Source organism: Lutispora sp. QWL-02, from assembly GCF_058315355.1.
Genome location: NZ_CM177762.1, coordinates 2,103,891 through 2,126,934, shown reverse-complemented (window position 1 = coordinate 2,126,934; position 23,044 = coordinate 2,103,891). Strand labels below are relative to the sequence as shown.

At 43.3% G+C, this 23,044-nt stretch carries 19 protein-coding genes and 1 riboswitch; of the genes, 2 read left to right on the top strand and 17 right to left on the bottom strand.

The window, feature by feature from the left end; genetic code table 11:
- Positions 1 to 30 precede the first annotated feature (30 nt).
- From AC4HCY_RS09865 to AC4HCY_RS09800, 14 genes are all read right to left on the bottom strand, one after another.
- On the bottom strand, positions 31 to 237 hold the full coding sequence (locus AC4HCY_RS09865) for a hypothetical protein (RefSeq protein ID WP_491095975.1): 207 nt from the start codon (positions 235 to 237) through the stop codon (positions 31 to 33).
- A gap of 223 nt (positions 238 to 460) precedes the next feature.
- Positions 461 to 2,104, bottom strand: coding sequence for an ADP-ribosylglycohydrolase family protein (locus tag AC4HCY_RS09860; RefSeq protein WP_491095974.1), 1,644 nt, complete (start codon positions 2,102 to 2,104; stop codon positions 461 to 463).
- A 3-nt stretch (positions 2,105 to 2,107) separates the two neighbouring features.
- On the bottom strand, positions 2,108 to 2,788 hold the full coding sequence (locus AC4HCY_RS09855) for a DUF4433 domain-containing protein (RefSeq protein ID WP_491095973.1): 681 nt from the start codon (positions 2,786 to 2,788) through the stop codon (positions 2,108 to 2,110).
- Positions 2,785 to 4,200: a 3'-5' exonuclease gene (locus AC4HCY_RS09850; RefSeq protein WP_491095972.1), complete on the bottom strand. Its 1,416-nt coding sequence runs from the start codon at positions 4,198 to 4,200 to the stop codon at positions 2,785 to 2,787. Before AC4HCY_RS09850 ends, AC4HCY_RS09855 begins: the two co-directional genes overlap by 4 nt.
- Positions 4,201 to 4,314: 114 nt before the next feature.
- Positions 4,315 to 4,998 carry a hypothetical protein gene (locus tag AC4HCY_RS09845; protein WP_491095971.1) on the bottom strand — a complete coding sequence of 228 codons (684 nt, stop codon included), beginning with the start codon at positions 4,996 to 4,998 and terminating at the stop codon, positions 4,315 to 4,317.
- A 31-nt stretch (positions 4,999 to 5,029) separates the two neighbouring features.
- Positions 5,030 to 6,742: an AlwI family type II restriction endonuclease gene (locus tag AC4HCY_RS09840; RefSeq protein WP_491095970.1), complete on the bottom strand. Its 1,713-nt coding sequence runs from the start codon at positions 6,740 to 6,742 to the stop codon at positions 5,030 to 5,032.
- Between the two features lie 12 nt (positions 6,743 to 6,754).
- Positions 6,755 to 8,665 carry a Dam family site-specific DNA-(adenine-N6)-methyltransferase gene (locus tag AC4HCY_RS09835; protein WP_491095969.1) on the bottom strand — a complete coding sequence of 637 codons (1,911 nt, stop codon included), beginning with the start codon at positions 8,663 to 8,665 and terminating at the stop codon, positions 6,755 to 6,757.
- A gap of 29 nt (positions 8,666 to 8,694) precedes the next feature.
- Positions 8,695 to 8,916, bottom strand: a complete 222-nt coding sequence (locus AC4HCY_RS09830) for a helix-turn-helix domain-containing protein (RefSeq protein ID WP_491095968.1) — start codon at positions 8,914 to 8,916, stop codon at positions 8,695 to 8,697.
- Positions 8,917 to 9,171: 255 nt separating this feature from the next.
- Positions 9,172 to 10,833, bottom strand: a complete 1,662-nt coding sequence (locus AC4HCY_RS09825) for a recombinase family protein (RefSeq protein ID WP_491095967.1) — start codon at positions 10,831 to 10,833, stop codon at positions 9,172 to 9,174.
- 21 nt (positions 10,834 to 10,854) lie between these two features.
- A complete protein-coding gene (locus tag AC4HCY_RS09820) occupies positions 10,855 to 11,754 on the bottom strand; it encodes a recombinase family protein (protein WP_491095966.1) in 900 nt (299 codons plus the stop codon).
- A complete protein-coding gene (locus tag AC4HCY_RS09815; protein WP_491095965.1) occupies positions 11,723 to 13,354 on the bottom strand; it encodes a recombinase family protein in 1,632 nt (543 codons plus the stop codon). The genes AC4HCY_RS09820 and AC4HCY_RS09815 overlap by 32 nt, the downstream gene beginning before the upstream one ends.
- Positions 13,355 to 13,434: 80 nt before the next feature.
- A complete protein-coding gene (locus AC4HCY_RS09810; RefSeq protein WP_491095964.1) occupies positions 13,435 to 13,596 on the bottom strand; it encodes an SHOCT domain-containing protein in 162 nt (53 codons plus the stop codon).
- 13 nt (positions 13,597 to 13,609) lie between these two features.
- A complete protein-coding gene (locus tag AC4HCY_RS09805) occupies positions 13,610 to 14,314 on the bottom strand; it encodes a recombinase family protein (protein WP_491095963.1) in 705 nt (234 codons plus the stop codon).
- Positions 14,315 to 14,876: 562 nt separating this feature from the next.
- On the bottom strand, positions 14,877 to 15,287 hold the full coding sequence (locus AC4HCY_RS09800) for a sigma factor-like helix-turn-helix DNA-binding protein (RefSeq protein ID WP_255227608.1): 411 nt from the start codon (positions 15,285 to 15,287) through the stop codon (positions 14,877 to 14,879).
- Between the two features lie 487 nt (positions 15,288 to 15,774).
- A riboswitch (cyclic di-GMP riboswitch) is annotated at positions 15,775 to 15,861 on the bottom strand.
- 523 nt (positions 15,862 to 16,384) lie between these two features.
- Here AC4HCY_RS09800 and AC4HCY_RS09795 point away from each other — a divergent pair.
- Entirely contained in the window at positions 16,385 to 17,236 is an 852-nt protein-coding gene (locus tag AC4HCY_RS09795) for a GNAT family N-acetyltransferase (protein ID WP_255227609.1), read from the top strand.
- Entirely contained in the window at positions 17,229 to 19,343 is a 2,115-nt protein-coding gene (locus tag AC4HCY_RS09790) for a HelD family protein (RefSeq protein WP_491095962.1), read from the top strand. Before AC4HCY_RS09795 ends, AC4HCY_RS09790 begins: the two co-directional genes overlap by 8 nt.
- Before the next feature lie 584 nt (positions 19,344 to 19,927).
- On the opposite strand, the gene AC4HCY_RS09785 is transcribed toward AC4HCY_RS09790, so the two are convergent.
- From AC4HCY_RS09785 to AC4HCY_RS09775, 3 genes are all read right to left on the bottom strand, one after another.
- On the bottom strand, positions 19,928 to 21,019 hold the full coding sequence (locus AC4HCY_RS09785) for an EFR1 family ferrodoxin (RefSeq protein WP_491095961.1): 1,092 nt from the start codon (positions 21,017 to 21,019) through the stop codon (positions 19,928 to 19,930).
- A gap of 233 nt (positions 21,020 to 21,252) precedes the next feature.
- Positions 21,253 to 22,092: a class I SAM-dependent methyltransferase gene (locus AC4HCY_RS09780; RefSeq protein WP_491095960.1), complete on the bottom strand. Its 840-nt coding sequence runs from the start codon at positions 22,090 to 22,092 to the stop codon at positions 21,253 to 21,255.
- Between the two features lie 235 nt (positions 22,093 to 22,327).
- Positions 22,328 to 22,969, bottom strand: coding sequence for a hypothetical protein (locus AC4HCY_RS09775; protein ID WP_491095959.1), 642 nt, complete (start codon positions 22,967 to 22,969; stop codon positions 22,328 to 22,330).
- Between the last annotated feature and the right edge of the window lie 75 nt (positions 22,970 to 23,044).

Below are 23,044 nucleotides of genomic sequence, written 5' to 3'. Positions count from 1 at the left end.
AAATTGCGGTGACTTTCGTAGTTTCAAAGTCTATGCTACCTTTAGCGAGTTTTCGATTATGTCCTGCGATACGCCAGCTGCTATTGGTCCCCTTTCAACAGCCGTATCAACCATTTCAGGGGAAACACGCCCTGAAAGCTGTTTGCGGAGGAATTCTGCTCTGTCGATTCTAACAAGCGGCGCTTTTGCCGCCGCGTTTAGCACGCTTTCAAAGGAAAATTGTAGTTTTTCGCTCATATCAACCCTCTCTTATTTTCTCTCCGAGTGTCGGAATTATCATTTCTAACATAGGCTGTGTAATTTCTGCGAGTTCTCATTAAGACTGACTGAATCCCCGCAGGCCTTCGTAGTGCATTAAAACAACAGGGGAGTCTGTTTTCTTCTTTTTTGAAAAAAGCAGTTCAACCATCCTTTCTCTATCATAGTTATCCCTCTTGTTGAACTGCATCCTTACTTCGGTTTATCTTTTCACGTAGGTTTTAATGAGATCAACCATCACCTGTTCGACCTCAAATTGTTTCGCAATAGCCTCACTCGCATCGTTACCCTCAATCAAGGTTTGAACTATTTTCAGTACCTTACCAATAGTAATGTTCTTCTTGAACTTGGAATTATCGAGCAATGCATTTACGCCATTTTCGTCTAAGACAAGCTGTCGCTGCTTTTTTTGCGGAACAACATTATGGGAGGTAATCTCTTGCACAGGCAGAGTTGTCTGAACCTGAACCGGCGGTTTAGATTCAGAGCGAGGCTGTGCATCCATATCATACAATGAAGGCTGCTGAGGCAACGGCAACCGACTATCTTTGCGTTTAGGCTGATTATCGAGCTTTTGCATATCTTTCGTGTATAAGGTCTGTCCCAGCGCGGATTTCCATTTTGTAATGGTTACAATAGCGTATTTACCGTTCGGAACAGTTGCCGTGCCGATTTTACGCATACGACCGATTGCGGTATTTATCCAATCGGATTCATGAGTCTTTGCCTCTGTCACATCGGCTTTTTCAGCATATTTACTGTTATTAGCGAGTAAGAGATCAGTAAGCCGGATAAGGCAATCGTAGTCCTGGACCACTTTCCACTCGATCGGAATCCAATTCATGCCACAAAGCATACCCAATAAACCGCCAGTAATGGAGGCAATGGTATCTGTATCTGTTCCGAACGAAAAGGCGGGAACCTTTATACCGAGCGTAGGATTGGTTGCATACCTTGAAGCCAGATAAATTGCGGCCAAGATAGCTACATCACCAGCGCCGTTTGCAGTCGAGAAGCATTCTAACTGAGTCAATACTTTTGTATCGTCCAGCATTAGGCCCTTCTTGAGTGAATCCTTGATGAACACGAGTTGCTTCACCATACGGGAGCGAGTATTCTCCCATTCCGTTGCGTACTCATAGTCGCGATGCTGGCTTGCAACATTAAGCCAGTTTCCAAAGGCATCATAACTAAGGTATGCCCCCCAAATTTCCTTTCCTTCTATCACTGCGGTCACAAGTTCGCCGTATTCTAATACAGCATCTTTCCTTAGAAGATAGTCCAGCGCATATGCGTAGCAGGTGGTGCCCAAAATTGCCCGCGGATGACCATGGGTGATAATGGCGTTTTTTATAACATCAAGCAACACACCCTTGATATCAGACGTTTGTGACGATGCTATGACGTGAGGTAAAATACGCATGACAGCACCGTTGCCGCCCGCGTTAAAGTAGTCCTTTGTATAGCTGGACTGCCACAGCAGCGAACCTTCTTTGCAGGATTTTGCCGCCTTTAATAAGGCCCCGCCGCCACCGCGCTCGTAATTAAGCCAGAAAGGGAGTTCTTTTTCAGCGAAAAATTTCTCCCAGTTGCCCGTGATAATGCTTCTTGCTACAGATAAGGTTATCTGGGTGTCGTCGCTGTATTCACCAGGGAGAATCTTCTCGTCATGATAGCATGGCTTGTTATTGCGACGAGTCCACTCAACAAAATAGTCGTTGACTTTGGAGTTCTTTATTTTGTTTTTTGAGCGTGGCTCGTTAGGCCAACCTAAAGCATCACCAATGGCGGTGGCCAGCATTGCTCCTTTGCATTTTTCTATATGGGTTGGTATCGCCGTAGACATAACTTACACCTCCTCTGACCAGCCGCACTGGGTCTCGATTGGTCGACGACCATTCTTAATCATACTGCTCCAATTCGGCGTCACTACATCTGGAGCAACATAAAGCGGTATTTGTTCCATGCCGTACATTTTCAGCATCCCATAAATCCGCTTCGCAACCTCCTCATTCCCAACGGCCATGCCGATAATGTACTCTCGTGGAATACTGTCCCTAATCAAGATTTCCGCTTGCCCGTCTGTCGGGCAGGAAGCGAGCATTTGTGGAGACCTCGGGTATGCAAATGTAGAGACAGAAGTTGCAAAGATTGAATCGATATTTTCCATCCTGTCATCTATATGGGTTCCATATGATTTGCTCGCATTGCAAGGGCAGAATTTCGCGTTTTTATATTTTAGTATGCTCAAATCGACATACAGAACAACCCAATCTTTGAAGATCTTATCGGGGTTGTTCTGCATAGCCTTTTTCAAGAACCACGAGTTTGGGTACTGAACAGAGCAGCACACATAATCCAATTCGCCGTCGTACCGAGCCGTGTCGGTGACGTTTTTCGTATCTTGGCGTATCGAGCTGCTCGCCAGAATGCCATCCGCCGAAGGAATAATGTGCGTCAGGCTCTGGAACTTCGTAAAGTGGCATAAGCGTGTCACACCACGAGCCGTCAAAATTTCGTATGCGCTCATTCCACTTCCTCCTCATCGTGAAAATCATAGCTATCTGAATCCTCAGGAAACAGCGGAGACAACGTGCCGCTATATGTCATGTATAGCCCGTATTTCGAGCGGGTTGTCGCAACGTAAAGCAGCTTTATCTCATCGACATATGCATCCTCTTCAGATACGGCATTCGCAACTGTGTCGGGGTCTGGGAGTTTATCGTCCGTCAAAAACGGGACAAACACGTTTTCGAACTCCAGTCCTTTTGCGGCGTGGAAGGTCGTGAGATAAACCGTCTTTATATGGGCATATCCGGGAGTGTCCTTATCGATTTCCGTTGCGTCGCATCCTTTGTTCTTCAACACTCGCAAAAAAGAATCAATGTCAGCCCTGGTCCTGCAAACAATCACCGTAGACGAGGTTTTTCCTGTGGATATAGCTCGCTCAGCTACCCAAGCCATCTCTCGCGGCTTGTTTGAGAATTTCACGAGTATGGGCTTAGGTCCTTCGGCAATCTGGGCAGTAGCTTCGACCATATCGCCGTCTTGCCGCCAGTATTCACTTTCGGTTATGTCTTTAGCAAAAGCCGTAATGGTGGCGGGGTTGCGGTAATTCACATCGAACCGCCAGATCTTATCAGCGTTAATTCCAGAGTCACGCCAAGATAGACGGCTGCCGTAAATCTGCTGCGCTACATCCCCGAAGAAGGTAAACGACCCGCCGTCGGCCACAGCGTCTACCAACGACTTAATCATCATTGGGGAGAAATCCTGCCCCTCGTCCACGATGATGTGGGTATATCTGCGTTCGTTTTCGTCATCTTGCAGTTCGCTGTAGACATAAAAAGCCAAATCGTCCCAGTCATATTTCCGACTAGCTGCCTCGCGCAGTTCTATGTATTTTTTATATACTGCAAAAATCCATTTGCGGTTTTCTCGCTTAATATTAGCGGCTGCACGACCGATACGTTCTGCTTCATTGTATGTGGCAAGATCGGTAAACCCGAATTTCTCGATGAAGGTTATCTCGTCAATAAAGAACCCCTTAGAGCGCCTTAACGTGGATTCGGCAGGGTGCTCCCTTTTTAATACATCTACGGCTTGCTCTATGTAATAAGCCTTTTCGTCCGGGCTCAGAATTCCGTTCCAGCGAGGCATCTTCCCTCTGCTGTTCAAATAGCCCCTGGCAAACTTGTGATAGTTCTCGACAACAAGTTTTGCTGACCGAGATTTACTTATACCACGCATATATTCGACTAACGCGCCGTTGAATGTAACGAGTAACACCCTGCCGCTTTCGGGTATGTTGGCGAGGTGATGAGCGCGAAGCAAAGCAATGGTAGTCTTGCCGCTACCGGCAGTACCAAGCACAACGATGTGGCCTTTGGCGGGCAGAGCCATGACCTCTTCCTGTTTTCCCTTTGGTGTAATCCCATGCATACTTTATCCCCCTCGAACTGTCCTATTCCATGTAATCGAAGCGTCTGCTCGTTCAGCGTAACCTTGACTTCTCTCCACTTCGGCATATATTTGTCCATCAGCGAAACAAACCGCTCATGGTGTTGGTATTTGTTTATAGTGCCTATTTATGTAAGTAAGTAAATCATTCTTATATTTTATATCTGTATTTGCTAAATCATCCTTCCAAAACTCATAATACTTTACTGATTCTGGTGAAACTAAAAATGGTATTTCCATTCTGATTAATGTATTTGGAAAATTCTCATAAGAATCATAATCTTCGTCATAGTCAATAGCAAACAAACCCCAACAATTATTTATAAAGGGATCTATTACTTCAAAAACAAACTTAAGTGTAGTATTTGAAGCATCTATATTACGTGGTATTGGTGAAAAATGTTGTATTCCATTTCTTAGTCTACCAAAATCTTCAAAACTTCTTTGGTTCGGAATTTTAATTCCTGTTGTAGCCCAAAGCCTTGTAGGCAAGTCACTCCACTGAGCGGTTTTTCCTTTTTCGAATAAACACTGTATTGTGAGTGGAATACCTTCATCTTTAGGTAGCTTTGGAAATTCCTCGAAAATAAGTAGTGGGTGTTCCTGTGCTATTCTTGCTTTGATAATTATTTCTGCTGCGTGTGCGGCTTGTAAAATTGATAATTCTGACCATCGTGAATTTTCAGGATCATAGTACGCAGCATGCCGATTTGCATGTGCCAAAGCAGCTAATCCAAGATCTCGCATATGTTCCCATATTCCTTCTAATTCTCGATTCATTCATCGACCTCCAATGATGTTTAAAATATCATTATTGTGCAACCATTTCATTAACTGTCCGCTCAACAGTCTGACTGATCATAACTTTCCATTCCGGAGCCTCACAGTCTGATCGGTATTGCTCACAATCATTCATTAAATTAATAACTGCTTCTGGCGCGACGTTGTTTGTAGTAAACAACGCCTTAAAAAACATATTGAATTGAGAAATAGTTATGGGGATAATATGCAGTTGCATTCTCTCATCGCTTCGTGAATACCACACGCCAATTCTGAATGTTTCTGCGGTGTTGGAATCTATATTGTTGGCAATAAACAAGCCATACACGGGCTTCCCATTAGCTTCGGCATACTGGTTCACAAGATCAGCCACATGACGACGGACGGGTTCTCCTTCGGCAGCCTCCTGTCTAGAGCTCTCGGTCAAAGTAACTTCGATAACAATAACGAAATCACGAAATTCCATAATTAAGTCTGGGCCGTTGCCAGGTGCGGTACCCACTGGTAAAAAGTCCTGATCAATCCTAAAACGCCTTGCTTCATATGGCTTATTCTCCAAACTGTCAATAGCCAAGAATGCGCGCCATAAAGTCCACTCTAGATATGCTGGAGTCTCGCTTCGAGGAATAATGATCTCGGTTTCCTCATCAATACGGCGACGATCTCTACGCGAAGCAATGAGATCAATGTATGTAGCAATTTCTTCCCATTGACCCGCTTGCTCGCTTGCGTAAATTTCTTCTTTTTTCTTAAAAATAATATCTTCAACTTCGTGCCGGATGATGGCGATGTCAGCCGGCGTATTAACTGGTCGATCACCAAGTACAAACGGAATACCCATCTGTGATAACTGTGCAAGAAGATCGTGTAGAACGTCCAACGCCGCATCCTGTGTGTCTGTAGGAAGCGCCGCGCCATTGCACAGCGTAGTATACCTATCAAGTTCAGTTGCCGGAGCAGAAGCATCTCTTGCCATCAACTCTGAAAACAGACGTTTTTCTGGTACTAAAGCAATACCGCGTCCTCTATTTTGGACAAGACCCGTAGCTTTCAAGTATCTGAAATTCGCGTCAGCATAATCACGGAAGGTTGATGCTTTTAGACCAAAAGCAATACCTGCCTCTTCGTATTTGGCTGAATCGAAACGTCGTTTCGATTCAGCGGCGTTGCGTTCATCTCTTAACGCGATTATGCGTTCAGCTACAGCCACAATGTTATCTGCGCTGCTGGTAGTCTGAACATGAAGAGCCATCTCTATAAAGCTAACAGTAGCCACACCAGTTTGCCGTTCCACTTCGAGAAGAACTGCCAATGTGTGCCGGAGCGGTGAAAACCATGTAGATTGCCCATCCGTATTTGGGATTTCTATATATTGAGCAGCTAGAGCACGCAAAAAGCACTCTTGCATGGCAGGCACGGTTTCCGAGCGGATAAGTCGCCATCCATTGGGAGTGATGGTATCCATGGCACCAACGTCTTCCTGACGAATTGTAGCAGAACTCGGAATCTCCGGGTACAGAAATCCCAACTTGCCAAGAGCTGATCGCCATTTCCGTCCTACGCTGTTTGTTTCGTCTGTTCCAAGCGAAACAATGCCATGCTGTCCCAGCAATTGACGAAAAGCGCGGTCACCTTCTTGACCACGCATGTTGCCTTGTAGGTAAGACGTAGAAAGCGCAACTAAACCGTCACGTAGGCGGAATGCACTTCTGACGGATGTGTTACCTATATACCAAAGTGTCATATCTACGCCTCCTTAATATCCTACAAAAAGGTATTCTTGGACTTGGTTTTTGTTGTTTCCTACTTTGTTACCCTGATTACCGAAAGAGTACCGGTAGTCCACTGGAATAACTTCAACGTGTCCCTTGTGCTTTGAGAGAATGGAAACCATCTCATCAAGTGTTGGCAAACTGTTTGACGAATAGGAAACAATGATTATACTACTTGCATACTTTTTGAAAAGTAGATCAAAAGCATCTGCGGCACCTTTTCTCGTGGAGAAGGGTGTAGGATAAGACTTAAACTTTTTTGTTTGCGTATGCTGCTGTATCTCAACGCCTTCCCAATTGCGAGCGAGGCCCTCAACAAAATGGTAACGGCGTACATACTCATTATCGGAATATGGGGAATAATATGGAGGATCAATGTATACCATATCCGGCATTTCAATTCGTAACTGCATGGCATCACTGTTTTTTGCTTTGTTAGCTTTCCCATTATTAAAAACAGAACTATTTACAGCAGTTACCGCATCCATGAACTGCTCTTCAAACGATTTTTTAAGATCTTTTCTTCCATCGTCATAGCGTTCCCCAGTGTAAGTAAAAATGCCTCGAGCGCGCTTCTTAATACACGCGCGGATTAATGCAGACATACCTATTGCGCGTTTATAGGGGTCTCGGATAGCTGCTATATTTGCACGTAACGTGTCAATAACTTCGTTATCATGATCAGAAAAATATAATCCGGCAAAAGTAGTGTAAACGAAATGATCAGACGCTTGTGATTCTATCAGAAGTTTTTGCGCTTCATTCCGTGGAAGGATAACCGAATTGTTCTCAATCATGGCTTTTGCATAGGTTGCAGACATAGCCATGTAATCATTGCTAATAACTGTTTTGCCTTGAGCTTTAAACATATATCCCACAATACCAGATCCCGCAAATAGGTCAACAACGCTATCAAATTTGAATTGGGAGGCAATATCCCATATCTGTAATAGTAATTTACTCTTAGAACCCATATAGCGAGTAGACGGATATTTATCAACCTGTGCAGGTAAAGGTGCAGGCACAATTGATAAAGCAATACTCCTTTTCGGAGGAATTGTAATGATAACATCTTCACCTTTACGACTGTTGCCATTGCATGAGATATAGCGCTTGGTTTGCACAACATCAATATTAAAGGTACTATAAAGCTCATGCACTAATGGGTGGTTGGAATTTGTAAGAATTACATAGCAGCCCAACTCATGAAGCCGCTGTACCTCATTTGCAAGTTCTACGTGATCTTCCTCATAGAATTGCTCCTTTGTGTATCGTTTGAAATCCGAGTACTCTGATACAGGAAGATACGGCGGGTCAAGAAACACAAAGTCGCCCGGCTGTGCATAATCTTTTAAAATCTGAAGATAATCCGCGCACACAATTGTAGCTCTTTGCAGAACAGCAGATGCCGCATATAAAGCTTCAGCATCACAAATTTTTGGGTTCTTATATCGTCCGAAAGGCGCATTAAACTGCCCCTTTTTATTTACTCTGTATAAACCATTAAAGCATGTTTTATTAAGAAAAATTGTCCTAGCTGCGGCTTCTGATGGTGAAAGTTCATGCCATTCAAGTGATCTGACGGCATAAAACATTTCTTCTGTATTACTGTAAGTTTGAAGGTATGTAATAACATCTTCAACATGCTCTGCCACTTGCCTGTACATATTGATTAATTCAGGATTGCTATCTGCGATAATACTATTGGAAGGATTAAGTGCAAAGAATAGCGCTCCTCCGCCAAAAAACGGCTCTATATATCGACCATACGAAGTCGGTATTTTAGGTAAAATATCATTGAGCATTTGTGTTTTGCCGCCCGCCCATTTAAGTAAAGGACGTGCCAGAATGCTCGATTGGTGCTGTTCAGCTTTGTTGCGTATTGAATTTGGCACTGTATACAGCCCCCTTTCTTTTGCAGTTATTATTTATCAGACGTATTTGAATCGTTTATGATCTCCATAATATCACTAATGTCACAACTCAAAGCAGAACAAATCCGAACAAGTACATCCGTTGTCACATTTTCGTTCTTCCCAAGTTTGGCCATTGACGCATGACTTATGCCAGCTTTATAACAGAGGTCTTTCTTTTTCATTTCGCGATCAATTAAGAGCTTCCATAGTTTTTTGTAGCTCACAGACAAAACAATCACCTCGCTGTCAGGCTTATCTTTCCATAAATTATATCGTAATAATTCCGCGATTACAATATTCAATTCAGCGAAAGCATAGAAAAATACACATATAGCTTAATAGAACTCTTGTTCTCCATCTCATTAATCGTTAGTAAGTGATAAATAAAAACTGCCAAGACTAAAATCCTCAGCCCTCTGAGGATTTTAGTCTTAACAGTTGCTATCTTAAGGCAGGAACAACTTTCAAGCTGTCCCTGCCATGTGTTAATCAAAGTATGAAACTCGCTGATTCATCACGATTCCGGAATTGAATTGGATCTCTATCAGATCATCCTTGACGGCCTTGATGCTCTGCAGGAGCCTCCTGACCAGGTCGTTGTCAAAATCCCTGACCTCACAGGTGGTTTTCTTGATGCAGGCGTCCATAGCGTCGAGCCTCTGCTGAAAATTTTCAGCCATTTTCTGCTCCCGCACCCGCTCCAGCTTTTTTTGTTTCAGATCGTTTATCTGCTCGGAGATCCCTTTGTACCGCTCGTCGAAATCCTCCGTGACAACACCTTGCTTGGCGTTTTCCTCTATCAAAGCCAGCATCTCACCCTGCAGCTTTTCTATCTGCCCGTCATATTCGGTGGAGATGTTCCTGGTGGAGTAGCTGCCGATGACCCTAATGACATTCTCTCTGAAGGCACCGACAAACTCGCCACGATTTTCCACGACGCTGTTGATGGCGGTCATTATGGCTTCATGTAGGACATTTTCTTTAAACGTAGGGGAGTGCTTGCAGTTCTTTGTCCCGTTCTTCAGACGGTTCTCGCACCGCCACACCGCGCTTTTCTGTCCGTATTTCGACCATACCTGTCTGCGGTAGGGTTGACCGCATTCCTTGCATACCATAATGTCTGATAAAGCAAATTTGGAGCTGTACTTGCTTTTTTTCTTTTCCTGTTCCTGCTTTGCCCTGCGGGCTGCCGCCGTCTTACTCAGGCTTGCCCTCCTCGCTTTTTCTTCCTGTACCTGATAAAAAAGCTCCTTGGGGATAATGGCTTCGTGGTCATCCTCTATGTAATACTGGGGGACGATACCATCGTTCTTAACTCGCTTTTTGGTAAGGAAGTCGATGGTATAAGTTTTCTGCTGAAGAACGTCGCCCATGTATTTTTCATTGCTTAGCATCTTGTTGATGGTACTGTCCCACCACTTAGTCCCGCCGGTAACAGTGGTAATGCCTTCCGCCTCTAATAGCTTGGCAATCTGTATAACACTGCTCCCTTCGAGGTAAAGCCGGAAAATCCGTCTGACCAGCTCCGCTTCCTCCGGCACGATAATCAGCTCACCGTTCTTATCCTTGGTATAGCCTAAAAACTTATTGTGGTTGACCGAGACGATACCGTTCTCAAACCGTCTGACAAGACCCCACCGGGTGTTTTCGCTGAGGTTCCGGCTTTCTTCCTGCGCCTGACTGCTCAGGATGGTTATTAAAAGCTCGCCGGTACCCTCCAGCGTATTCACGCCCTCCTTCTCGAAGAAGACGGCGACATTCTTTTCCTTAAGCTTTCGGATATTCTGGAGGCTGTCCACCGTGTTTCTGGCGAATCGGCTGACCGACTTGGTAATGACCATGTCGATTTTTCCGGCCATGCAGTCCTCAATCATGGCGTTGAAGTCATCCCTTTTTTTGGTGTTGGTAGCGCTTTTGCCGTCATCCGCATAGATTCCGGCAAGCTTCCAGTTGGGATTGCTTTTGATTTTTTCGGTGTAGTAGGAAACCTGGGCTTCGTAGCTGGTTTCCTGCTGCTCCAGCGTGGTGCTGACTCGGCAGTATGCCGCCACTCGCAGGGCTTTAAACTGAGGCTTTATACTCCTGTCATACTCCGGCTTGGAGGGTATCATGGATATGCTTTTCTTTTTAGCTGTCGCTGTCTGCATTGTGCTTTCTCCTTCCTTGGTTTAGTATCCGGCTTCCATGGTCAGGCCGTTTATAAATTCAAACGCCAGCCTATGGTCGGTATGGACCGTGATTTGCCTGACCACCGCCAGAAACAGTTCCTCATCAAATTCCGTGAGAGGCTCCCGGTTTGTGAATGCCTGTTTCATTTTCTCCGCGTTATGGTCGGCGTCATCGATCCTCGCCGTTTTATATAGGGCTTTTGCCCTGTTAAAAATAAGAGTCGGAAGTTCTTTGGACGAATACCGTCCTTCTGCTTCCAGCTCTTTAATTCTCTGATCCAACTTTTGAAACTCGTGGTTATTGGGGATTGGCTCTTTCGGGGGCCTCCGGTCGAGGATTTGCAGTCGCGCCAGAATTCGGTTGGCTGCTTCAAGGACGGCTTTTTCGATTTGCTCGTCTGTCAGGAAGGCACATTTACAGCATACTCGGTTCTTGTAAATATACCGTTTGCATTTCCAGAAGGACTTCTCCGACGCCTTGCCGCAATGCTCGATGTATTTGCGGTATACCTCACCGCATTCTCCGCACCGGAGCCTGCCGGTGAATGGGTGCTGATGTTTAGCGCTGTTGGGCTGAAGGCTTCGCCCCAACTGTTCACAGCGCTCCTGACGGCGTTTCTGCACCTGCTCGAATACCTCTGCGTCAATCATCCCTGGGTAGAATTCATCTCCAAGGTATTTGACATTCTCCAGTATCTTACCGATGGAGCCATGATTCCAGGAGGCTTTGTTGTTGGCATTCGGGAAGCCCATTTGGGTTAGTTGCTTTGCGAGGACAAAGGTGGAGGTGCCGGACTGGTAGTCTGAAAATATCCTTTTCACAATATCCGCTTTTGCCTCGTCAAGCTGTATTTTGCCATCCACCAGCTTATATCCGATGGGCATATGCCTTTGCATCATCTTTTATTTCCTCCTTCCTGCAGGGTTCGGATAGCTCCAGCAGGTTTATGAGCCGGAATGTGATTTGTCCGTTTTTCTGTACGATGACTTTGTCTATCGCCTGTAAAAATAAATCCTCACGGTATTCTTCAATAACGTGAGGATTGTTTCTGATTAGCTCCATTAGCTGTTCTGTTCCGGCTATCTCTCGGTCGAAGCCGTTATTGTCCAGCAACTGGCTTCGTTTCTTTTTTGCGGCGGCAAGCTCTATAGCCAGGGTGTTTTGCCGCTCTATAAAAACTGCATGGTCGATATACCCCTTCGATACCAGTCTGCTGAGTATATGACCCTGCTCTGTCAGCTCCATAATCCGGTTACTGCATTCCCCGATTTCCTGTTCCTGCTGTTCGTCTATCCGAAGCTTTTTGAGCAGCTCCAGAAGGGGAGTGAGGATTTCGGTATAATTACTTACGAGCTTGTTCCACATCAAAGTGAAAGTCCATTGAACGTCATCCTCTCGGACTGCCTTTTGGTTGCATTTGGTGCTGTCGAAAATGTGCTGACGGCAGCACCATTGGATTTTCTCATATGGCTTGCCGATGTAAATTTTCTGCCTCCGGAACAGACTGCCGCATTCACCGCAGAGGATTTTACTACTGAAGGCATACCGGCTTTGGTATTTCTCCAAATCGTCCACCCCCATCTGTTTTCTGCGGTATTCAAAGATTTCTTTTACTGCCTCCGCCTGTTCGTATGAGATAATGGCTTCATGGTTGTCCTCAATCAGATATTGGGGAAGCTGGCCTTTGTTTCTCTGCCTCTTAAAGGGCAGCACTTCTGTGGTTATGGTTTTCTGATGAAGCAGCCTGCCAGTATAAATGGGATTTAGGAGCATTTCCTTTATCACACCGTCATTCCATTTCTCAGCCGAGCGTATCGTGGGGAGTCCTTCCTCTGATAAATCCTTGGCGATGGCATATGTACCTTTGCCGTTCAGGTATTCACGGAAGATGCGGCGAACCACTTCGGCTTCTTCCTCCTGTATGACCAGTTCTCCGGTTTCATCCTTGGTATAGCCGTATGCGGGAGTGCCGAGGATGAAGGTTCCATCCTGAAAGCGCTTTACTGCCGCCCATTTGTTGTTGGTGGAGACGCTTTCCGCTTCTCCCTGTGCCAGAGAGCTTAAGATGGTCAGCATCTGTTCGCTTTTCTCCGACAGGCTGTTGATGCTTTCCTTCTCGAAAAAAACAGCGACGCCAAGCTCCTTTAATCTCCGGATTGCCTGAATGCTGTCTACTGTGTTTCTTGCGAAGCGGGTCACGGATTTCGTGATGATCATATCGATTTTGCCATCTTCGCAGTCCTTCATCATCCGCAGGAAGTCATCTCTTTTTTGGAGCTTCGTCCCGCTTCGGGCTTCGTCGGCATAAATACCTGCGAACTGCCACTCCTCGTGATTTTCAATCAGGCTTTTATAATATGCCAGTTGTACAGAAAAAGAATTCTGCTGTTCACGGGAGTCGGTGCTTACCCGACAGTAGGCGCAAACCCGCTTCTGGGGCTGCAGCTGTTTTGCAATCTGTTGCTTAACAGGATCGATTCTTACTATTTTCTTTGCCATGGTATTTCTCCTTTCTCGTGTATTTGGCCTCCTGTTAGCAACACACAATACCACAGAAAAAATCATATATCCAGGTGTTTTTACGCATATACCTTAGAAAGTTCGGGCGTGAAGGTTTCTCTGTTCAATTCGTCTATTTTCTTGTACTCAGTGGGGGAGATAAGGCCGTTACGGAGCATTATATCCAACAGCTTTAACGCCACCTTGTATTTCACCTCATTGGCTGACTGATCCTTTGACATCGCGCACCCTCCCTTACTGCATGGAAAGGTAAGGGCTTTGCTCCAGCTGAATTTCGCCCTCCAGCGGTGAATAAAGCCCGACGCCCAGCTGTTCCAAGCCTCGGATGAATTCCAGAGTCTTGGCGGTATCCCGTCCTAAACGGTCAAGCTTCTTAACCAGTAAAACATCCATTTTGCCTTCTCCGGCGGCCTTCGTAACCTCGGCGAGACCGGCGCGGTCAAACTCCATACCGCTGCCGAGATCCTCGGAGCACCCAACAACTTCAAAGCCCATTTGCTCGGCATAATCCATAAGCTCCTTTTTCTGTCCTTTTAAGGCTCCGTGGGCATCCTCCGGTGCATCAATACGGCAGTAAACCCAGGCTTTCTTCTGCTCCTGATGATTCCAGAAGGCTTGGGCTTCCTCCATGCTGACAATCGCTATATCATCAGGCTTCTTATCGCCCATCTGCATGGGTACCAGCTCTTTTGTGATTTCCCGAAGAAGCTTCTGATCATGGCAGCGGTTGATAAATTCGCCAAAGGTATTCAATATCAGCCTATCCATCGTATCCGTCAGGACAATTTTGTCCGCATGCTCCTTTTTCAGCATGATAAAGCTGGCGATGTTGGACGGAGACTTCTCAAAGTAGTATTCCTGCCTCTCACCATCAAGCCCGTACACATATCCGACGACGAGATCCTTTTTTAGCAGTTCTGGTAATACTTCCTTTTGCATATCTATTTCCTCCTTGATATTTTTGTTTTAATCTCAGAAGGATACGACAGGACGGAAAAAGCCCGCCCTGCCGCATAGTTTCCAAGATCAAAAAATGATCTGCTTGTTCTTCATTGCGAATTGACGCTTCTATTCGACACTACTTCCCGAAGCGAAAAGAGCCTTACGGCTCTCAGGGCGACAGCATAAACGGCTTGTGGTCAATAAGCCTCATAGGAATCTTACCTCTCCCAGGATCTCTGCGAGCCGCCCCCATTGCTTGAGTCTGTGGCTGGACGGAAGTAGCATTATCACTGCCCATTTCATTGCGAAACAGTCCACCAAAGACTGTTTTATGACCGGGCGTTCCCGCTCGTCACCTTCGATGCCATCGGTTCGACGGATGTCTTACAATCCGCAGGCAGTCTCCGCGCGCCCGTCAATGTCGCTGCCGCTTTTCACACGGCTGGACAGCTCATGTATTTATGCTGTCGGATATGAAATTTTCAAAGAGCAACAGGGGAATAAAAAAATCCCCTCACTTCTTTAAGGAAAAAAGTGAGGGGCTGGACCAAAAAACTTTTTATTTTTCTAAAATTTTTTTGAGCTGACTCAGTATTCGTTTTTTACGATTGTGTATAGTCATGCGCGGAATGCCAGTCTCCGCAGCCAATTGATGCTCGCTTTTTTCGAGGTAAAACAGCGCTATAATCAGCTGGCGTTCAGCTTCGTTTAGCAGAAGCAGGCATTGCCGGAGCCTTTCAAGCATATCCCGCTGAGTAATTTCATCCTCCACAGAATTCTGTCTTGAGGCTATTATGTATTCCAGTGAAATACCTTTTTCCTCAGCTTCCTCCAGAGAGATGGTATTGTTTGAGTAAAGTTCACCCTCATAAATCTCATGCTCCCTGTGCTGGTAATAAGCCTTATAGACTTCTTTGGTCACAGGGATGCGTTTTTTGTTGACTACCAATGTATATTTTTTCTGCTCCATGAGCTTGTCCTCCATTTCGTGAATTTGAAAATCCGGAAATGAAGAACAAACGGAGGAGAGCGGCATCTTAGGGCAATTCTGTGCAACAAAAAAAGAGCGTACTTACAGACACAACTGTCTATTTGTACACTCTTAGTATTTATTTCATTTTTGATATGCTCTGATGGTTCGTGTTGATGACCGTACTGCCCTAATAAACAGTACAGGCTTTTTTTAACCGTTTACCGATTAAAACAACGCATTCAATGATGTCCGCTTCATCACGCCAGGCCGCTGATCGGCAGCGGCCGTTCGTTTCTTACGACATACTGCGAAAGCATAAAAACGCCCTCCAATCCCGCAAGTCGGAGGGTTTCGTTTCTGGTCATTTAGGCATGTAGACAGACCCGCCAAACTCACGTTTTTTTTATTTGGCGGGTGTCGCCTGATGTTGACCTGTCATATGAAAAAACCTGCCGCAAAAGGGCAGGCTTAGCAAGTAATCCTTTACGGCAGCCAGGCTATCGTAATGCGCTCGCATTTTAGACCCTTGGCTTTGCGTCCTTGTCTTTCGGCAAGTTTGCCCTTACTCTCTTATGGATCTTCCTTGCAAAATTATAACAATATATGATTGTATAGATTTAATAAATATTGCTTTTGTTTTATTTTCTTGCTCAAGCGCCGTAAAGCAGGTAAACGGTTATTACTGTGCAGCCTGCAGTCCCCGGCAGCAAAGTATACTGTGAAATCGTCATCAAGCGGGTTACCGCATGTTTCAATTAAATCGCAATTAAAATTAAAAATAGCATCCTTAATTTTGATATAATTAGCTCGGTCATTTTATCGTGCATGTGTAATATAAGGAAATTATTTAGCGGTTCATGGCAATTAATTTTGATGGATGAAGTTCACTTAAACCTATGATTGGCTCCTTATATACCTGCTTGCCAGGTGTTACATAATCGCCTCACCTATATGTTATTTACTTATTAGAAATCACTTGCAATTTCTATATTATTGAGTAATAAATGTATATACTAACATGCGCAATTTTAATTAAAGGTTAGCAATTTCGTATTGTTATAATCAGAAAACGATTATAACGGAAAGGAGACACTATGAAAAATCTTGAAATAGTGATAGCCGCTATCCAATATATTGAAGCACATTTGACAAGCGAAAAGATCAACCTGGATATTGTTGCCGAGGCAGTACACTATTCGAAATACCACCTCCACCGCATTTTCACCGATACGGTAGGGCTTTCTATACATGACTATACGCAGCGCAGGCAGCTGACTGAAGCTGCGAAACTGCTGGTTTTTTCAGACAAACCCATTATTGATATAGCAATTTTAGCCGGCTACGACAGTCAGCAAGCTTTCAGTAATGTATTCAAGGTTATGTATAAGCAGTCTCCTAACCAATATCGAAGAAATGAGGTGTTTTATCCATTGCATCTTGAATACAACTTCAAGGACCAACACGAATCGCTTGAGAGCACGCGAAAAAGCTCTGTGAGGAAAATCCGCTTTGCCAAAGAAGAGGATATTCCGTTATGGATGGATTTAGTGCTCCTTGTTATTGACGGGTTCCCCTATCTGGAAGAGGATGAGCATTTAACGACTCTAAAACGCTATATCGCAAACAAAGGCGCAATTCTTATGACCGATAATAGCATTTCTATTGGAGGTATGATGATCAACTACGAAACAGGCAGCATCGATTTTTTAGCGGTACATCCGCTTTACAGGAACCAGGGTATTTCTCAAGATCTCTTGAATGTGGCGCTCACCGAGCTGCTGGAGAATAAGGAAATCAGCATAACCACATTCCGAGAGGGCGACAAAGCAGATACAGGATATCGAAAGGCTCTTAAGGAGCTGGGCTTCGCCGAGGCGGAGCTTTTAACAGAATTCGGATATCCGACGCAAAAAATGATTTTACCCAGGGAGGATTCAAATGACTAATGCACAGCAGCTAGACAAGGGCGCATTGCGTACGTCTGTCCGTATAAATGAAAGTAAAAAGCAACCACCAAATGATACTTCAGCTTTTCCCGATGAAATCGCGCATCTTGAGGATACCAGGTTCAAATTGGATGATGCCATAAAGCAGGCGAATGCTTCAGTCGAGCAAATTGACAAAGAATATATGGCTTCTAAGCATTACATGGTGCAGTATCGAGGTGAAATCGATCCACACGAGATGTTCCAAAGTGAGCTTGCATTAAAGCAAATTGACAACCGCGGAGCCTTTGCGGTAAAGATTCGAGATAAACTTTTGAAGCTCCTTGATTCACCTTACTTTGCCCGGATTGACTTTCAAGAAGCATCCCAGGAGACACCTGCCGCCTTTTACATTGGCAGGTTTGCTTTCAGCCATGATAACGAGCTTTTGATTTCGGATTGGCGCTCCCCGGTCGCAAGCATGTTTTATGATTGCGAAGTTGGCCCGGCGGGATACGATGCCCCTATTGGAAGAATCAGCGGCAAGCTGACACGTAAGCGGCAATTTAAAATCAAGAATGGCAATATGGAATACGCGCTGGAGAGCTCGGTTAATATCCGGGATGATATTTTGCAGCGCGAATTGAGCCATACTTCTGACGAAAAGATGAAATCCATCATCGCTACCATTCAAAAGGAGCAAAACTTGATCATCCGAAACGAAAAGGCGGGAACCCTTGTTATTCAGGGAGTTGCTGGTTCAGGAAAGACATCCATCGCACTGCATCGGATTGCTTACTTACTATACCGCTTCAAAGACAGGTTATCGGCAAAAAACGTAGCAATTCTGTCCCCAAACAAGGTGTTTGGAGATTATATTTCCAACGTACTGCCGGAACTCGGCGAGGAACCTATTTATGAGATGAGCTTTGAAGATATTGCCAGGATACAGCTTGATGGCGTCATCCGTTTTGAGCAGGACAAGGATCCTTTTGAAGCAAGCGACCCCAAATGGACAGAACGAGTACGGTTCAAATCCACGCTGGATTTTGTAAAGCTTATGGACGAGTATTTATCCCGGATGCCTGAAGCTGTCTTTAATCCATCAGATTACACTTTCGGCAGATTCTCTGCCGAAAGCGAATGGATACAAAGCCGTTTTGCCGCTTATCATAAATATCCGGTTAAACGGCGGCTTCAAATAATCGCGGAGGATATTCATAACCGTTTTGAAACCGACAACTTCATGGAGGAACCTTTGCCAAAGCCCAGGGCTATCTTAAAAAGCCTGACCACGATGTTGAAGGTTAAGAATACTCTAGCGCTCTATAAAGACTTTTATAAGCAGATGAATATAACCGATAAATTTGTGATGCCCGCAAAAGAAATCCTCGAATGGTCTGATATATACCCATTTATCTATTTTTACGCCGCTTTTGAGGGCTTGCAGGAGAGCCGGGCTATTCGCCATCTGGTTATCGACGAAATGCAGGACTACACACCGGTTCAATATGCGGTGATAAATATCCTATTTCAATGTCATAAAACAATTCTCGGTGACTTTGGACAGTTTATTAATCCAAATCATTTGCACACGCTGGGAGACCTGCGTGTGCTATATGAAGGCTCGGAATTTATTGAGCTTAACAAGAGCTACCGCTCAACCTATGAGATTATTACATTCGCCAAACGGATTAAAAATATTGCAGCCCTTGAAGCGGTCGAGCGTCATGGAGATGATCCCAGCCTCATATGTTGCAGTAATGAGCAGGAAGAGCTGGCGCAGATAATGGAGAATATGGACTCATTTCAGAATAGCGAGAATGTGACCCTTGGAATAATCCTGAAAACGAACGGCGAAGCTAAAGCCCTTTATGATTCGCTGTCTAAAAACTACGAGGTTCACTTAATTTCACCGGAAAGCTTGAACTTCAAGAACGGCATAACAATTACCTCAGTCCAAATGTCAAAAGGCCTTGAATTTGATGAGGTCATCATTCCTGCGGCTAATGACCGTACTTACTTCAGCGAATACGACCGAAGCCTTCTTTATATTGCTTGCACAAGGGCAATGCACAGATTATCTCTAATATATGCCGGTGAATTGACCCATTTAATTGGTCCATAAGACAGAAAACCAGTTTTTCTACTCTGGTCCCTATATTAAGAGTCCTGAAAAATCAGCCAAAGGCCTAAAACTCAAGCCCGTCCCTTTAGGTATCGGGCTAGCCACCTTTTTTCACAAAAGGCAGCAGCTTCTCGCCAAGATATTTGGGGTTAAGCCCGAAAAAGTTACAGGGCCATTCATAGCATAAAAGTGACTGTCAAAAACCCGAGTACACACATCATAATATTGATTGAAATAAATCATATCATACATAAAAATTGACTTGGAAATGAAACGTGTCTTAGCTATAATATAAAAGATAGGGGGGATGTACTATAAGCGATTTGCATTGTTACACAAGAGCAATCCGGCATTTATGAAATTAAGAATATTGTTACTGTTCCTGAATATCAACGGAAAGCCTGTTGAGAATATAATTCTTTCAAGGCATAAAAGACCGCTATAACTGTGTCAATTATAATAAGAGCTATCCATTTAAATGCTTCATAAACACATCCCTCAAAAAATCTTTATAAATTCTAACATGTTAACCGATATTACATTTTTCTACGAGCGTCTAGACTGCAGATTCCATCCGCATGCTCTCACAATTCGTTTTCTGACAGGCTTTTTTTATCCTCCACAATATTTATTAGTGTTGTGTCAGGCTCATGATACCTACGATAAAAGTGTGTAAAAGTTGTGTATGTAAAAAATTTATTAACTAAAGGAATTTTAATAAGCCAGGAAAGAATGAAGTATGCTGCAAAAAATGAAATCAACATGTAAATATAACTAAGCAGTATCAGAAAGAAGAAAAAATAATTTTCAATTGGTATTATTTTACTTAATCCATTTAATACATTGAAAGGAACTGGCAGAGTTGCCACAAAATATAAACCTATTGCAAATGAATGGCTTGCTTCAACTGCCTTATTAGGACAATAGCCCATACATCTCATACAGCTTTCACATGCAAATGTCCAATAAGGACGTAATTTCTTACTCCCTACCATTCTTATTGCCTGAACTGGACAACTCCTAGCGCAAAAACCACAACCCGTACAATTTCCTGAAGCGAAGAACAATTTCGATAGGAAAAATCGACCTATGACTAAATAACCTAGAGAAACAGGACTTAGTATAAGACCTAAAATCAAAAATATAATTCCCCTGTAGGTTTTTTTCCCTTCAAAAATCCTTTTCATAAAAGAATCTGTCTTAACCTTTGCTCTACCAATAATAAATCTGGAGTTTTCAAGATTTATACCCCAGTGTAAAGACATCCAGTTTGATGGCATGTCAAGGCCCATGATTCCACGAACAATGTAACCCTTTAAAAGTAGTATGAGTGCAATAAGATAACCTGCTGTACCTTCGAGTCCTGGAAAAGGAATCGATGCAATTATGCTCCCAGCTCTAGTCGCCACTACAAAAGCATGTTTTCCATTTCCATGTGGCAAGTGTAAAACATACCGAATTACCTGCCAAGGCGCTGTAAAGCCATGTGTTGGGAAAACTACCCCGACCAAGTTTTTGGCTTTATCTCCCAACTCTGATTCTTTATAGTATTTTGATATCTGATGTAGCTTTGAGGTTATGCCTTTTTTGTTGGCTATTTCCTCCATCCATGTAGCCGCTCGATAAGAATTTCCTGTTCCACTCATGAAGTATATTACCATTGAACTATACTGCATACTTTGCCCCCCTACCAAATAAAGGACCCAGCCATCGTCTTGCGCACCCGGGACTCCCGACGTGTTTGTCCCGCCAGGGCTGGAATACCCCAACAGTTTTCCTAACCGCACCCTCGCGGGGAATCCTCGTGTTATATGACGTTTCCTGCCCGCGAAGCCAGAGCACCATGGACGGCACACTCTATAATAGACAGCTCCTAATCAACTATATAGTTGCAGCGTGAGGGCAGTGTTTAGGCGGAGTACTCCTTAAGCACTTTCTTCTTTTTAGCTTCTATGAACATGACATCATTACTTGTAAACTCGTTTTCAGCTACTAATTTATTATTAATTGATAGTAAAATAAACCCATTATTATTTAATACCTCTTTAATACTATCTTCTGTATAGTAATGATCCCAGGTAATATACTCCCTAGGGCTTTCCCCCTCTTGAATTATTATTGTCCGTGACCCCCAAGCCTTTTGATCTATAAAATGCTTGACTTCTTCTAATATAAAATGAGGTTTATCACACCAGAATCCACCTTCATCTGAATAATGCCAATTTCTAGTTTCATGCATATTTTCACATAAGCCAGTTTTGAAGACATCGAATATAAAAATACCTTCATCCGATAGCGCACAATTGATTTTTTTGAGAAAAATAGACTGTTCTAAAGATGTTAGTGCACCAAAATCACAATAGATACATAAAACAGCATCGTATCCTATGCCAATATCATCTTTAATATAATCTGCACAATGATAATCTATCTGAAGATTATCTTCTATTGCTTTCTTTCTGGCGTAGGATAATGATCGTTGTGATATATCTATTCCGGTAACTAAATATCCCATTTTTGCTAACAATGAAGTATACAGACCGGGACCACAGCCAAGATCTAAAACTTTTCCTCCTTTAGGAATCTTTTTTATTATCCAATCAATAGTCTTTCCTATTGTTTTAATATTTCTACTTGCAGCATCATTACCAAAGTCAAGGTGAGCATCTAGCATATTATTTGAAATATATTCATCTGTCCAAATAAAGTGACCACTTCTTTGATATAGCTTTAATTCATTAAGAATCAATTAATATCTCTCCTTTCCAACAGTTTGCGCCAGTACTCCACTAATGCATTTCTGGAATAATACCCCTTGCCTATAACAAAACCGTCCAATTTCTATCTCTGTACAACTTACCACCCTCATTCGTATCAGTTTTAGCACATAATATATAAATAATCTATGTGTGCACAATATTTCTAATTCTCTTGTATAATATTTATTTTGCCTCCTTAATTTAATAGAATGTGTAGATAGGAACCTACAACATTCTCCAGAATAAATTAGTTTCAGCGATAAGAAAACTAAGGATGAATCCTATGGTAACCACCTTAATTATTTGCTTTGGAGACTGGTATAAAATAAAAATCATCGCTATCCAGAGTAACAATTCCAGTTTATATTTAATGTAAAAATACCAAACTCCAAACCCGAAAGCCAGTCTTGAAACAAGCATAAATATTAAAGATGAAATGGAAATAGCAATTGTTCCTTTTCCTTTTGCATACCAACATATGAAAGCCAAAAATGGCGAAACAACAGTCATGATAACCCAAATCATCATATATGATTTAGGAAAAAAACCAGCTATCCTAATAGTATAAAGATAATAACTACCTACCATGCCTACGAAAAACAAAAAAACATTTATGGCAGACCTAACAGGTGATTTGCTATACACAGATATTAGCACCGCAAGAAAAATCCAAACTCCCATACGGGAAAAAAAATTTCTTAAATCCAACACTTCAAGAAAATACGGTAATAAATTACTGGCGGTTTCATCAAGCGCCTTGGAAATTACGCCTAATATAACCCCCATGACAAATATTGATGCCGTATATAAAAGTTTTTTTGATAGTGGCAAATTTATTGGTCTTCGGATTTCATTCAAAATTTTCATAAAGTCAATCTCCTAAAATATTATTTTATAATCAAGTCGCATAACCGAATAAACCTGTTTTTTTTCATTTATGTG